Source organism: Pseudomonas sp. HLS-6 (genome assembly GCF_002753995.1).
In the GTDB taxonomy this organism is placed as follows: Bacteria; Pseudomonadota; Gammaproteobacteria; order Pseudomonadales; family Pseudomonadaceae; genus Aquipseudomonas; species Aquipseudomonas defluvii.
In genome coordinates this window covers 3858624-3872195 of the sequence record NZ_CP024478.1, presented here as the reverse complement: position 1 = coordinate 3872195, position 13572 = coordinate 3858624, and the positions used below count along the sequence as shown (strand labels likewise).

Here is a 13572-nt window from a genome sequence, read left to right as displayed (position 1 = left end):
TGATGTCCGCTCGCCTGCTCTATGTGATGGACCCGATGTGCTCCTGGTGCTGGGGTTTTGCACCAGTGGCCGAGGCCCTGATCGCCCAGGCGCAGGCGGCGGGGGTGCCGACCCATCTGGTGGTCGGTGGCCTGCGTAGCGGTAGCAGCGCACTTGATGTGTCTACCCGACGCTACATCCTTGAGCACTGGCAAGCGGTGCACGAAGCGACTGGTCAGCCGTTTCGCATTGAAGGGGCGATGCCCGAGGGTTTCGTCTACGACACCGAACCTGCGTGCCGCGCCTTGGTGACGGCGCGCAGCCTTGACCCGCAACGCGCCTGGGGCCTGCTCACGCTTATCCAGCAGGCCTTCTATGAGCGCAGCGAAGATGTCACCCGTGCGCCGCAATTGGTCGAACTGGCTACCCAGGCAGGCTTTGAGCGTGCGGTGTTCTCCGAGCGCTTCACCAGCGCCGAACAACGCCAGGCCACGGCTGCCGATTTCGTCTGGGTGCAGGATTTGGGTATTGCCGGTTTCCCGACCCTGCTGGCCGAGCGCAATGGCCAGTTGGCGCTGCTGACCAACGGCTACCAGCCTCAAGACGCATTGGCGCCGTTGCTCGGTCGTTGGTTGGAGCGTGCCGCTCATGCTTGACCTGCCGGGCTCACCCGACCCGGTGCCGGGTTCACCGGCAAGTCATGGCGATCGTCTGAGCTGGGCTGAAATTCGTCGCCTGGCACTGCAACACAAAAAAGCCCTGTGGATCGCCAATGGCGTTGCCGTGCTGGCGGCGCTGTGCAGTGTGCCGATCCCGCTGCTGCTGCCGCTGCTCGTCGACGAAGTGCTGCTGGGGCATGGCGACGCCGCGCTGAAATGGATGAATCAGTTTCTGCCGCAGGCTTGGCACGTGCCCGCTGGCTATATCGGCCTGATGCTCCTGGCGACCCTGTGCCTGCGGGTATTCGCGCTGGCATTCAACGTGGTTCAGGCCAGGCTGTTTGCCGGCTTGGCCAAAGACATCGTCTACCGCTTGCGTATCCGCCTGATCGAGCGGCTCAAGCGCATCTCCCTGAGCGAGTACGAAAGCCTTGGCAGCGGAACGGTCACGACGCACCTGGTGACCGACCTCGACACCCTGGACAAGTTTGTCGGTGAAACCCTCAGCCGCTTCCTGGTGGCGGTACTGACCTTGACCGGTACGGCCGGCATCCTGATCTGGATGCATTGGCAGTTGGCGCTATTGATCCTGCTGTTCAACCCGTTGGTGATTTTTGCCACCGTGCAATTGGGCAAGCGGGTCAAGCACCTGAAAAAACTGGAGAACGACAGCACCTCGCGGTTTACCCAGGCCCTGGCAGAAACGCTGGATGCCATTCAGGAAATTCGAGCCGGTAACCGCCAGGGCTATTTCCTTGGGCGACTGGGGGTACGTGCCCAGGAGGTTCGCAACTATGCCGTCGCCTCGCAGTGGAAGAGTGACGCCAGTGGGCGTGCCAGTGGCCTGTTGTTCCAGTTTGGTATCGATATTTTCCGCGCGGCGGCAATGCTCACCGTGCTGTTCTCCGACCTTTCCATTGGCCAGATGCTGGCTGTGTTCAGCTACCTGTGGTTCATGATCGGGCCGGTAGAGCAGTTATTGAACCTGCAATACGCCTACTACGCCGCTGGCGGTGCGCTGACCCGCATCAACGAACTGCTGGCGCGTGACGATGAACCGCAGTTTGCCGGGGGCGTCGACCCGTTCAAGGGCCGTGACACGGTTGGCATCGACGTGCGCGGCCTGCGTTTTGCCTACGGCGAGGAGCCGGTGCTCGACCAGCTCAACCTGTCGATCGCACCCGGCGAAAAAGTGGCGATAGTCGGTGCCAGCGGTGGCGGCAAGAGCACCCTGGTGCAGTTGTTGCTGGGGCTCTACACACCGCAAGCCGGGACGATCCGCTTCGGTGGCGCGACCTTGCAGGAAATTGGTCTGGAAACCTTGCGTGAGCAGGTGGCCGTGGTTTTGCAGCACCCCTCGCTGTTCAACGACACCGTGCGCGCCAACCTGACCATGGGCCGCGACTGCACCGACGAGGCATGCTGGCAGGCATTGGGCATTGCCCAGCTCGATAGCACTATTGCTGCACTGCCTCAGGGCCTGGACAGCGTGGTAGGGCGCTCCGGGGTACGCCTGTCCGGTGGGCAGCGTCAGCGTCTGGCCATTGCCCGGATGGTACTGGCCGAGCCCAAGGTGGTTATCCTCGATGAAGCCACGTCGGCCCTGGACGCGGCCACCGAGTACAACCTGCATCAGGCCCTGGCCCGTTTTCTCAGTGCCCGCACAACCTTGATCATCGCCCACCGCCTGTCGGCGGTGAAGCAGGCAGACCGTGTTCTGGTGTTTGATGGGGGGCATGTTGCCGAGGACGGTTGCCATCAGCAGCTCATCGCTGATGGCGGTTTATACGCCAAACTGTATGGGCATCTGCAACAAAGTTGAGCGGGAAAAGCGAATTTTGAGGTAAAGGCCGTTTGCCCTGGTGGCAAATATCCTAGTCTGTTGTAGGTTTAGACTCATACGGCTCTGCAACAAGCAAGGGACCTCATGAAGGGAAAACGGACTCTCGAAGCGCCAAAGTTGCTGGGCATCATTTGGCCATTTGTCGCGGTCGTGCTGTTTCAGGCGTTGCTAGGAAGCATCAGCCTTTACGCGCTCTCGGCTGTGCGTGGTTACGTGGGGGGCGAAAGCCTCTGGTCCAAGGGCCAGAAGGACGCCATCTACTACCTTACGCTGTATGTCGACAGTGGCGATCAGGCGGCGTTCGAGAAGTACCAGCGGGCTATCGCCGTGCCCATGGGGGGGCATGAGTTGCGCACCGCACTGGATTTGCCGACACCGGACATCGCAGCGGCTCGCAAGGGCATGTTGCAGGGTGGCAACCACCCCGATGACGTCTCCAGTGTGATCTGGTTGTACCTGAATTTTCGTCATGTCAGTTACCTGGAAAAGGCCATTCAACTGTGGGCCGTCGGCGACGGCTTCGTGCAGCAACTCGACACTCTTGCCCAGGAAATACGCCAAGGCTTTGCGCGTGGGAAGGCCTCGGCCAGGAAAGTGGCCGACTGGAAGGCCAGGATTGCCTCGATCAATGAGGGCGTGGCGCCGGCCGCCAAGGCGTTCAGCGATGCCTTGAGCGAAGGCTCGCGGGTGCTCCTGCGCCTGTTGCTGTTCATCAACGTGGCGACCGCATTGTTCCTGATTGCCCTGGCTTGGAAGCGCTCGCACAAGCTGCTGGTTCAGCGCCAAGCCTTTGCCAGTGCGCTGCAGGTTGAAAAAGAGCGTGCGCAAGTCACCCTGGCGTCGATTGGCGATGGTGTGATAACCACCGACGTCGATGGTTGTATTACCTACATGAACCCGGCTGCCGAGCAGTTGACCCACTGGGATGCCCAGCAGGCGCAGGGCTTGCCCTTGGCGGCACTGTTCAATCTGCTTGATGAGCATGCCGAGAAGGACAGCCTGACGCTGATTGAGCACATTCTCAACGGCACCCTGCATGAAGGCGGTGAGCATGCCAAGCTGATTCAGCGGCTCGATGGCAGCACCGTTTCCGTCGCCCTGGTGGGCGCGCCGATACTCAACGAAGGGCGTATCAGTGGCGTTGTGGTGGTGCTGCATGACATGACCCAGGAGCGCCAATACATTGCCAACCTGTCCTGGCAGGCCACCCATGACGCCCTGACAGGGTTGGCCAACCGCCGGGAATTCGAGTTCCGTCTGGAGCAGGCGCTCGCAGGCCTGAGCCGAAGTACGGCGCGCCATTCATTACTGTTCCTGGACCTGGATCAGTTCAAGCTGGTCAACGACACCTCTGGCCATGCGGCGGGTGATGAGTTGCTGCGGCACATTTGTGCCTTGCTTCAGGGTGGGTTGCGTGAAGGGGATACCTTGGCGCGTCTCGGGGGGGATGAGTTCGGCATCCTGCTGGAAAACTGCCCGCCGGAACAGGCCGAGCGCATTGCCGAAAACCTTCGTCAGACAGTGCAGAGCCTGCATTTTGTCTGGAAAGGGCGCCCGTTCATGACCACGGTCAGTATTGGCCTGGTTCCCCTCAGCCAGCCTCCGGCTACCCTGGAAGCGTCGTTACGGGCCGCGGACATGGCGTGTTATATGGCCAAGGAGAAGGGGCGTAACCGCGTTCAGGTCTACCATGCCGACGACACCGAGTTGTCCATGCGCGTTGGTGAAATGGCCTGGATTCAGCGTTTGCACGTCGCATTGGAAGAAAACCGCTTTTGCCTTTACTCCCAGGAAATTGCTGCACTGGGTGAGCCTGGCAATGCCGGTGGGCACCTTGAGATTCTTCTGCGGCTGCACGATGAGAGTGGGCGCACCATCCTGCCGGACAGCTTTATCCCGGCCGCCGAACGATACGGGTTGATGACCGCGCTGGACCGTTGGGTCGTGCGCAACGTGTTTCAGGTGATTCGCGAAGCCCTGGACAGGCCGCGCCAAGGGCCGTTGGCCATGTGCGCGATCAACCTGTCCGGGAGCAGTATCGGCGACGACAACTTCCTTGAATACCTGCACCGCATGTTCAGCGAGTTTTCGATTCCACCGCAGTTGGTCTGCTTTGAAATCACTGAAACCAGTGCCATTGCCAACCTGGGTAGCGCCATTCGTTTCATCAACGACTTGAAGGGGTTGGGCTGCAGGTTCTCGCTTGATGACTTCTGCGCAGGCATGTCGTCGTTCGCATATTTGAAACATTTGCCAGTAGACTTCCTTAAGATCGACGGAAGTTTTGTCAAGGACATGCTGGATGACCCGATTAATCGGGCGATGGTCGAAGTGATCAACCACATTGGCCATGTCATGGGCAAACGCACGATCGCCGAGTTCGTCGAAACCCCGCTGATTGAACAGGCCTTGCGGGAAATTGGCGTGGACTATGCCCAGGGGTACCTCATCGAGCGTCCGACAGTGTTTTCGTGCGACAGCCTGCAGCGCAAACGTTCGCCGGAGCGCCCTCAGATGATGAAGGCGCCAGGAACGTTTCGCTGAACATTAACAATCACAAGGAAAAGGAGCTGATAGTGAATGATGCATTTGTTCGAATCGGTCCGTTGATGGATCCCGCCAGTTACCCGCTCTGGGCCCAACAGTTGATTGAAGCCTGCAGCGAAAGTAAGCGAAAGGTGGTCGAGCACGAGCTTTACCAGCGCATGCGCGATAACCGCTTGGGGGCTCGAACGATGCGTCAGTACCTGATTGGTGGCTGGCCGGTGGTTGAACAGTTCGCCCTGTACATGGCGCAGAACCTGACCAAGACCCGCTTTGCCCGCCATCCCGGTGAGGACCTGGCGCGCCGCTGGCTGATGCGCAACATTCGCGTCGAACTCAATCATGCTGATTATTGGCTGAACTGGTGCCATGCCCATGGCGTCAGCCTCGACGACTTGCAGGCGCAGCAGGTGCCAACAGAGCTGCAGGCGTTGAGCCACTGGTGCTGGCACACCAGCTCGGCAGACCCGCTGATCATCGCGATTGCAGCGACCAACTATGCCATTGAAGGGGCTACCGGTGAGTGGTCGGCCTTGGTCTGCTCTACCGGTGCCTATGCCGAGGCGTTCCCGGAAGCGCAGCGCAAGCGCGCTATGAAGTGGCTGAATCTGCACGCTCAGTATGACGATGCGCACCCATGGGAGGCGCTGGAGATCATCTGCACGCTGGCCGGCAACAACCCGTCCAGGGCCTTGCAGGCCGAGCTGCGGCAGGCCATCTGCAAGAGTTACGAATACATGTACCTGTTCCTTGAGCGCTGCATGCAAATGGAAGTGTCGCATGAGCGCCAGAGCCCCCGCGAACGGATGGCTCTGGTGCAAGGCTGAAGCTTACTGCGCGTCGAACGCCTGGCCGTTGATGCCGGCGCTGTCCGGGCCCATCAGGTACAGATACACTGGCATGATATCGGCCGGCAGCGGATTGCTTTCGGGGTTTTCGCCCGGGTAGGCCTGGGCGCGCATGCTGGTGCGGGTTGCGCCTGGGTTGACACTGTTGGCGCGCACAGGGGCAACGCCCTCCAGCTCATCTGCCAGGGTTTGCATCAGGCCCTCGGTGGCGAACTTCGACACGCCATAGGCGCCCCAGTAGGCGCGGCCTTTGCGGCCAACACTGCTGGAGGTGAAGATCACCGAAGCGTCCTCCGACAGCTTCAACAGTGGCAGCAGGGTGCTGGTCAGCATGAACGTGGCGTTCACGTTGATGTGCATCACCCGCATGAAGTTGTCGCCAGACAGCTGTTCAATCGGTGTCCGCGGGCCAATGATCGAGGCGTTGTGCAGCAGGCCGTCGAGCCGACCGAACTCATTCTCGATCATCACCGCCAGTTCGTCGTACTGGTGTGGAAGCGCCGTTTCCAGGTTGAACGGAATGACCACCGGTTGTGGATGCCCGGCCGCTTCGATTTCGTCATAGACCTGGGTCAGGTTGGCTTCGGTCTTGCCCAGCAGCAGCACCGTCGCACCGTGGGCAGCGAAGCTCTTGGCGGCGGCTGCGCCGATGCCGCGACCGGCGCCGGTGACAAGGATGACCCGGTCTTTGAGCAGGTCGGGGCGGGCGGAGTAGTCGAACATGGTGTTTACCTCTAAATAGTCGCTATCAGCAGCCGCAGAGTGCGCTGTCGATCACCTTGCGCAGTTCCAGTGGATGGTCGACCACCACGTCCGCACCCCAGTTGTTCGGGTTGTCTTCGGGGTGGATATAGCCATAGCGCACGGCAGCGGTGCGGGTGCCGGCATCGCGTCCCGACTCGATGTCACGCAGGTCGTCGCCCACGAACAGCACGCTGGCCGGGTCCAGGTTCAGGGTTTTACAGGCCAGGATCAGTGGCTCTGGATCGGGCTTGCTGTTCTTCACGTGGTCCGGGCAGATCAGCAGCGCCGAACGCTCGGCCAGGCCGAGTTGTTGCATGATGGGCTCGGCGAAGCGCACGGGCTTGTTGGTGACCACACCCCACAGCAAGTTGCCTTTTTCGATGTCGGCCAGCAATTCGGCCATGCCGTCGAACAGGCAACTGTGGACCGCGCAGTTGGCCTGGTAGCGCTCAAGGAACTCCAGGCGCAGTGCTTCAAACGCCGCGTCGGCTGGGTCCAGTGCGAAGGTTGCCGAGACCATGGCCCGGGCACCACCGGAAATCACGTCACGAACTCTCTGTTCGTCTACAGGGGGCAGGCCGCGGTCGGCCAGCATGGCCTGGCAGATGGCGACGAAGTCCGGCGCCGTATCCAGCAAGGTGCCATCCATGTCAAAAAGTACGGCTCGCAAACGCATGCTCATTCCTCGCGCAGGGTTTGAATCATGTAGTTGACGTCGACATCGGCCGCCAGCTTGTAATGCTTGGTCAGCGGGTTGTAGGTCAGGCCGATGATGTCCTTGACGCTCAGGCCGGCTTCACGGCTCCAGGCGCCCAGTTCCGAAGGGCGGATGAACTTCTTGAAGTCATGGGTGCCGCGCGGCAGCAACTTCATGATGTACTCGGCGCCAATGATCGCAAACAGGTACGCCTTGGGGTTGCGGTTGATGGTCGAGAAAAATACCTGGCCGCCCGGTTTGACCATGCGGTAGCAGGCGCGAATCACCGAGGATGGGTCAGGGACGTGCTCCAGCATCTCCAGGCAGGTGACCACGTCAAACTGGCCTGGCATTTCCTCGGCCAGGGCCTCGGCGGTGATCTGCCGGTACTCAACGTTTACGCCCGATTCCAGTTGGTGCAGTTGGGCGACGGCCAGTGGTGCCTCACCCATGTCGATACCGGTGACGGTCGCGCCGCGCTGGGCCATGGATTCGCTGAGAATGCCGCCGCCGCAGCCAACGTCGAGCACCTTCTTGCCGGCCAGCTTGACGCGCTCGTCAATCCAGTTGACCCGTAGCGGGTTGATGTCGTGCAGCGGTTTGAACTCGCTTTCGCGGTCCCACCAGCGGTGGGCGAGGGCTTCGAATTTGGCGATTTCAGCGTGGTCGACGTTGCTCATGGAACAGTCCTCTGAAGCTTCAATAATACGTTACGGGTCGGCAGCGGGGCTGGCGACGGGTTATTCGTGATGGCCGCCAATGCGCTGGCCCCAGGCGCGGGCTGCGCTGCTCAGGGCCTGTTCGTCCAGGCGCGTCAGGCGCCGCTCGTCCAGCAGTTGCTTGCCGTTGACCCAGACATGCTTCACGCAGTCACGGCCGCAGGCGTAGATCAGTTGCGAAACCGGGTCGTAGACCGGCTGTTGAGCCAGGCCCGAAAGATCGAAGGCGGCCAGGTCGGCGGCCTTGCCCAGCTCCAGTGAGCCGGTAATCGCATCAAGGCCCAGTGCGCGTGCGCCATTGAGGGTCGCCATGCGCAGGGCGCGGTGTGCGTCCAGTGCGGTGGCCGAGCCAGCCACTGCCTTGGCCAACAGGGCCGCAGTGCGGGTTTCGCCGAGCAGGTCGAGATCGTTGTTGCTGGCCGCGCCGTCGGTTCCAACGGCGACGTTGACGCCGGCTTGCCAAAGGCGTTCGACCGGGCAGAAGCCGCTGGCCAGTTTCAGGTTCGATTCCGGGCAGTGGACAACGTTGGTGTTGCTTTCTACCAGCAGCGCCAGGTCTTCGTCGCTGACCTGGGTCATGTGTACCGCCTGCAGGCGCGGGCCAAGCAGGCCGAGGCGGGCCAGGCGTGCCAGAGGGCGCTCGCCACGCTGCTCCAGCGACTGCTGGACCTCAAAGGCGGTTTCCTGGATATGCATGTGAATCGGCGCGTCCAGTTCCTCGGCGATCACCCGGATTTTCTCCAGGTTCTCGTCGCTCACCGTGTAAGGCGCGTGTGGGCCGAAGGCCACGGTAATGCGGGGATGGTGGCGCAGGTCGCCGAACAGCTCGACCCCCTGGTGCAGCGCTTCATCGGTGCTGCGTGCGCCAGGAATCGGGAAGTCCAGCAGGGGAATGGCGATCTGGGCGCGAATGCCGCTCTCGTGTACGCGCTCGCTGGCAATCTTCGGGAAAAAGTACATGTCCGAGAAGCAGGTGATGCCGCCCTTGAGCTGCTCGGCGATAGCCAGGTCGGTACCGTCGCGCACGAAGGCTTCGTCGACCCAGCGGCTCTCGGCCGGCCAGATGTGCTTTTCGAGCCAGGTCATCAACGGCAGGTCGTCGGCCAGGCCACGGAACAGGGTCATTGCTGCGTGGCCGTGTGCGTTGATCAGGCCGGGGCTGAGCAGGCAGCCTGGCAACTCGCGGATCTCCCCGGCGCCGTGGCGCAGGGCGTCTTCGCGTGGGCCCACGAAGGCGATCTTGCCGTCACGGATGCCCAGGCCGTAGTCCTTGAACACCACCCCGGCCGGTTCGACGGGCACCAGCCAGGTTGGCAGGAGCAACAGGTCGAGGGGGGTGGCAAGCTTGGGCATGGCAGAAAATCCAAGGGCTAAAGGAGTAAGGGCGAAGTATACCCGAGCGCCCGCGCCTGGGGATCGTTATAATCATTCGCTTTTGATGTCTGAATGGTGGGGTGAGGCATGCGCGATCGACTGTTGGCTGCAGAGAAGGTAAAGGCCATCGATTGGCGAGACGGTGCCTTGTACCTGCTCGACCAGCGCATCCTGCCAGCTGATGAAACCTGGCTGGCGTATACCGATGCGCACGGCGTGGCCGAGGCGATTCGTTCCATGGTGGTGCGTGGCGCACCTGCAATTGGCATCAGCGCTGCCTATGGCATCGTTTTGGCAGTGCGTCAGCGCCTGGCCGTCGGTGGCGACTGGAAAGCGGCGCTGGAAGAAGATTTCACTGTTCTGGCCGAGTCGCGGCCAACCGCAGTCAACCTGTTTTGGGCGCTGAACCGCATGCGCGAGCGCCTGGAACGCCTGAAAAGCACCGATGACCCGCTGGCGCTCATGGAGGCTGAGGCTATCGCGATTCACGAAAGTGACCGCGAGGCCAACCTGACCATGGCTCAGCTGGGTGTCGAGCTGATTCGCAAGCATCAGGGTAGCGAGCAGGCGGTACTGACCCACTGCAACACGGGTGCGCTGGCAACGGGTGGTTTTGGTACTGCGCTGGGGGTGATTCGCGGTGCCTGGCTGGAGGGTATGATCGAGCGCGTCTACGCCGATGAAACCCGGCCCTGGTTGCAGGGCTCGCGGCTGACCGCCTGGGAACTGGCCAACGAAGGCATTCCGGTGACCCTGAATGCCGATTCGGCAGCGGCTCACCTCATGAAGACCAAGGGCATTACCTGGGTCATCGTCGGGGCAGACCGCATCACTGCCAATGGCGACGTGGCGAACAAGATCGGTACCTACCAACTGGCGGTCAACGCCATGCACCATGGTGTGCGTTTCATGGTGGTGGCGCCGAGCTCGACCATCGACATGAGCCTGGCCAGTGGCGATGACATCCCGATCGAAGAGCGTGCCGGCAGTGAGTTGCTGGACGTCGGCGGGCAGCGCGTCGGTGCCGATGTCGATGCCTTCAACCCGGTATTCGACGTGACCCCGGCGGACCTTATCGACGCCATCGTCACCGAGAAAGGCATCGTCGAGCGCCCGGATACCGCGAAAATGGCCCAATTGATGTGCCGCAAGCGCCTGCATTGACTGAGTGGCCCTTGGCGGCCTTTATCGTCGCGGGTGCTAGGGTGCCTGCACCAGCGACGCTTTGCCGTACTCCCAAGCCCTCGGCGACTGTGGTAACATCCGACGGTTTCCAAGACCGCTCAATTTGGCTGTCTTTACTGCGCAGATCCATGGCTTAACTCGTTGATTTGTCGTAAGTCGTTGCAGGGCAGCAGCTTTGCGGCGGCGAGCTTCGTTCGTCCGATCATGGATGTGACGGAGTTTCACCAGAAAAAGGAATCAGGCTTCTCATGGGCGAACTGGCCAAAGAAATCCTCCCGGTCAATATCGAAGACGAACTGAGACAGTCCTACCTCGACTACGCGATGAGCGTCATTGTCGGGCGAGCACTGCCCGATGCGCGTGATGGCTTGAAGCCCGTGCATCGTCGTGTTCTGTTTGCGATGAGCGAGCTGGGTAACGACTGGAACAAACCGTACAAGAAATCTGCCCGTGTGGTCGGTGACGTGATCGGTAAGTATCACCCTCACGGTGACACGGCGGTCTACGACACCATCGTACGTATGGCTCAGCCTTTCTCCCTGCGCTACCTGCTGGTCGACGGCCAGGGCAACTTCGGTTCGGTCGACGGCGACAACGCAGCCGCGATGCGTTACACCGAAGTGCGCATGACCAAGCTGGCCCACGAGCTGCTGGCCGACCTGCACAAGGAAACCGTCGACTGGGTGCCCAACTACGACGGCACCGAGCAGATCCCGGCGGTCATGCCGACCCGTATCCCGAACCTGCTGGTCAACGGTTCCAGCGGTATCGCCGTGGGCATGGCAACCAACATTCCGCCGCACAACCTGGGCGAAGTCATCGACGGTTGCCTGGCGCTGATCGATAACGCGGACATCACGGTCGATGAACTGATGCAGTTCATCCCGGGTCCGGACTTCCCGACCGCGGCCATCATCAACGGCCGTGCCGGCATCATCGAGGCCTACCGCACGGGCCGTGGCCGCATCTACATGCGCGCCCGCTCCACAGTCGAAGACATCGACAAGGTCGGTGGTCGTCAGCAGATCGTGGTCACCGAGCTGCCGTATCAGCTGAACAAGGCGCGGTTGATCGAAAAGATCGCCGAGCTGGTCAAGGAAAAGAAACTCGAAGGTATCACCGAGCTGCGTGACGAGTCCGACAAGGACGGTATGCGCATCGTGATCGAGCTGCGTCGTGGCGAGGTGCCTGAGGTCATTCTCAACAACCTCTATGCCCAGACCCAGCTGCAAAGCGTGTTCGGCATCAACGTTGTCGCGCTGATCGACGGCCAGCCAAAGGTTCTGAACCTCAAGGACCTGCTCGAGGCGTTCGTCCGTCACCGCCGCGAAGTGGTTACCCGTCGTACCGTATTCGAGCTGCGCAAGGCGCGTGAACGTGGCCATATCCTTGAAGGCCAGGCGGTTGCCCTGTCCAACATCGACCCGGTCATCGCCTTGATCAAGGCATCGCCAACCCCGTCCGAGGCCAAGGAAGCGCTGATCAGCACCCCTTGGGAGTCCAGTGCCGTGCAGGTCATGGTCGAGCGCGCTGGCGCCGATTCCTGCCGTCCGGAAACCCTCGACGAGCAATATGGCCTGCGCGACGGCAAGTACTTCCTGTCGCCTGAACAGGCTCAGGCGATCCTTGACCTGCGTCTGCACCGCCTGACAGGCCTGGAGCACGAGAAGCTGCTGGCCGAGTACCAGGAGATTCTCAACCAGATCGGCGAGCTGATCCGCATCCTCAACAGTGCCGAGCGCCTGATGGAAGTGATCCGCGAAGAGCTGGAACTGATCCGTGCCGAATACGGCGACGTGCGCCGCACCGAAATTCTCGACGCGCGCCTCGACCTGACCCTGGGTGACATGATTCCGGAAGAAGACCGGGTTGTGACCATCTCCCATGGCGGCTACGCCAAGACCCAGCCGCTGGCGGCCTACCAGGCCCAGCGTCGCGGCGGCAAAGGCAAGTCGGCGACCGGCGTCAAGGACGAGGACTACATCTCGCACCTGCTGGTTGCCAACAGCCACACCACGCTGCTGCTGTTCTCCAGCAAGGGCAAGGTGTACTGGCTGAAAACCTACGAAATCCCTGAGGCCTCGCGTGCCGCCCGCGGTCGTCCGCTGGTCAACCTGCTGCCGCTGGATGAGGGTGAGCACATCACCACCATGCTGCCGGTCGAGGAATACACCGAAGGCCACTTCATCTTCATGGCGACCGCCAACGGTACCGTGAAGAAGACCCCGCTGGAGCAGTTCAGCCGTCAGCGCAGCGTTGGCCTGATCGCGCTGGAGCTGGACGAGGGCGATATCCTGATTTCCGCTGCCATTACCGATGGCGAGCGTGAGGTCATGCTGTTCTCCGACGCGGGCAAGGTGACACGCTTCAAAGAGTCCGACGTACGTGCCATGGGCCGTACCGCGCGCGGTGTGCGCGGCATGCGTCTGGGCGAAGGTCAGAAACTGATCTCGATGATCATTCCGGAGGAGGGCAGTCAGATCCTCACCGCGTCCGAGCGTGGCTACGGCAAGCGTACGGCGATCACCGAGTTCCCAGAGTACAAGCGCGGTGGCCAGGGTGTAATCGCCATGGTCAGCAACGAGCGTAACGGCCGCCTGGTCGGTGCAGTTCAGGTGCAGGACGGTGAGGAAATCATGCTGATTTCCGACCAGGGCACCTTGGTACGCACCCGCGTCAGCGAAGTGTCCAGCCTGGGTCGTAATACCCAGGGCGTAACCTTGATCAAACTGGCGAGCGACGAGACCCTGGTGGGCCTTGAGCGCGTGCAGGAGCCTTCCGAAGAGGAGGGTGACGAGGAAGGTTTCGAAGGTGAAGCCGACACCGCCGTCGATGCAGATGCAGATGCAGACGTTGATACCGACGTTGATGCTGACGCGGACGCAGAAGAAGCGCCGCAGGAATAGTGTAAACGCGGATTTTATGTGGGAGGGCCTGCGGGGCTGGTAATCGGCCTCGCAGCGAATCCCGCAGACATCAA

The 13572-nt window shown here is 61.4% G+C and carries 10 protein-coding genes; 6 read left to right on the top strand and 4 right to left on the bottom strand.

What is annotated here, in order from left to right:
* The first annotated feature begins 2 nt into the window (after window positions 1-2).
* The 4 genes from CS390_RS18145 (at window position 3) to CS390_RS18130 (ending at window position 5852) form a co-directional block, all read left to right on the top strand.
* Window positions 3-635, top strand: coding sequence for a DsbA family protein (locus CS390_RS18145; RefSeq protein ID WP_065760843.1), 633 nt, complete (start codon window positions 3-5; stop codon window positions 633-635).
* Window positions 628-2460: an ABC transporter ATP-binding protein gene (locus tag CS390_RS18140; protein WP_065760844.1), complete on the top strand. Its 1833-nt coding sequence runs from the start codon at window positions 628-630 to the stop codon at window positions 2458-2460. Before CS390_RS18145 ends, CS390_RS18140 begins: the two co-directional genes overlap by 8 nt.
* A 105-nt stretch (window positions 2461-2565) precedes the next feature.
* Window positions 2566-5025 carry an EAL domain-containing protein gene (locus tag CS390_RS18135; RefSeq protein WP_099775523.1) on the top strand — a complete coding sequence of 820 codons (2460 nt, stop codon included), beginning with the start codon at window positions 2566-2568 and terminating at the stop codon, window positions 5023-5025.
* A 32-nt stretch (window positions 5026-5057) separates the two neighbouring features.
* Window positions 5058-5852 carry a TenA family transcriptional regulator gene (locus CS390_RS18130; protein ID WP_065760846.1) on the top strand — a complete coding sequence of 265 codons (795 nt, stop codon included), beginning with the start codon at window positions 5058-5060 and terminating at the stop codon, window positions 5850-5852.
* Between the two features lie 3 nt (window positions 5853-5855).
* On the opposite strand, the gene CS390_RS18125 is transcribed toward CS390_RS18130, so the two are convergent.
* The 4 genes from CS390_RS18125 to CS390_RS18110 are packed head-to-tail and all read right to left on the bottom strand — an operon-like array spanning window position 5856 to window position 9386.
* On the bottom strand, window positions 5856-6596 hold the full coding sequence (locus CS390_RS18125) for a YciK family oxidoreductase (protein ID WP_065760847.1): 741 nt from the start codon (window positions 6594-6596) through the stop codon (window positions 5856-5858).
* 25 nt (window positions 6597-6621) lie between these two features.
* Window positions 6622-7293 carry an N-acetylmuramic acid 6-phosphate phosphatase MupP gene (gene mupP / locus CS390_RS18120; RefSeq protein WP_065760848.1) on the bottom strand — a complete coding sequence of 224 codons (672 nt, stop codon included), beginning with the start codon at window positions 7291-7293 and terminating at the stop codon, window positions 6622-6624.
* Between the two features lie 2 nt (window positions 7294-7295).
* Window positions 7296-7994: a bifunctional 2-polyprenyl-6-hydroxyphenol methylase/3-demethylubiquinol 3-O-methyltransferase UbiG gene (ubiG, locus tag CS390_RS18115; protein WP_065760849.1), complete on the bottom strand. Its 699-nt coding sequence runs from the start codon at window positions 7992-7994 to the stop codon at window positions 7296-7298.
* 60 nt (window positions 7995-8054) lie between these two features.
* Complete coding sequence (locus tag CS390_RS18110; protein ID WP_099775522.1) at window positions 8055-9386, bottom strand: TRZ/ATZ family hydrolase; 1332 nt, start codon at window positions 9384-9386, stop codon at window positions 8055-8057.
* Between the two features lie 108 nt (window positions 9387-9494).
* Between CS390_RS18110 and mtnA the strand changes: the two genes are divergently transcribed.
* On the top strand, window positions 9495-10571 hold the full coding sequence (gene mtnA, locus CS390_RS18105) for an S-methyl-5-thioribose-1-phosphate isomerase (RefSeq protein WP_099775521.1): 1077 nt from the start codon (window positions 9495-9497) through the stop codon (window positions 10569-10571).
* A gap of 269 nt (window positions 10572-10840) precedes the next feature.
* Window positions 10841-13498, top strand: coding sequence for a DNA gyrase subunit A (gene gyrA / locus CS390_RS18100; RefSeq protein ID WP_099775520.1), 2658 nt, complete (start codon window positions 10841-10843; stop codon window positions 13496-13498).
* The last annotated feature ends 74 nt before the right edge of the window (window positions 13499-13572 follow it).

Excerpts from the sequence above, each read along its gene's own strand:
- CS390_RS18145 (WP_065760843.1), top strand. The coding sequence starts at position 3 with ATGTCCGCTCGCCTGCTCTATGTGATGGACCCGATGTGCTCCTGGTGC.
- CS390_RS18140 (WP_065760844.1), top strand. The coding sequence starts at position 628 with ATGCTTGACCTGCCGGGCTCACCCGACCCGGTGCCGGGTTCACCGGCA.
- CS390_RS18135 (WP_099775523.1), top strand. The coding sequence starts at position 2,566 with ATGAAGGGAAAACGGACTCTCGAAGCGCCAAAGTTGCTGGGCATCATT.
- CS390_RS18125 (WP_065760847.1), bottom strand. The coding sequence starts at position 6,596 with ATGTTCGACTACTCCGCCCGCCCCGACCTGCTCAAAGACCGGGTCATC.
- mupP (WP_065760848.1), bottom strand. The coding sequence starts at position 7,293 with ATGCGTTTGCGAGCCGTACTTTTTGACATGGATGGCACCTTGCTGGAT.
- ubiG (WP_065760849.1), bottom strand. The coding sequence starts at position 7,994 with ATGAGCAACGTCGACCACGCTGAAATCGCCAAATTCGAAGCCCTCGCC.
- CS390_RS18110 (WP_099775522.1), bottom strand. The coding sequence starts at position 9,386 with ATGCCCAAGCTTGCCACCCCCCTCGACCTGTTGCTCCTGCCAACCTGG.
- mtnA (WP_099775521.1), top strand. The coding sequence starts at position 9,495 with ATGCGCGATCGACTGTTGGCTGCAGAGAAGGTAAAGGCCATCGATTGG.
- gyrA (WP_099775520.1), top strand. The coding sequence starts at position 10,841 with ATGGGCGAACTGGCCAAAGAAATCCTCCCGGTCAATATCGAAGACGAA.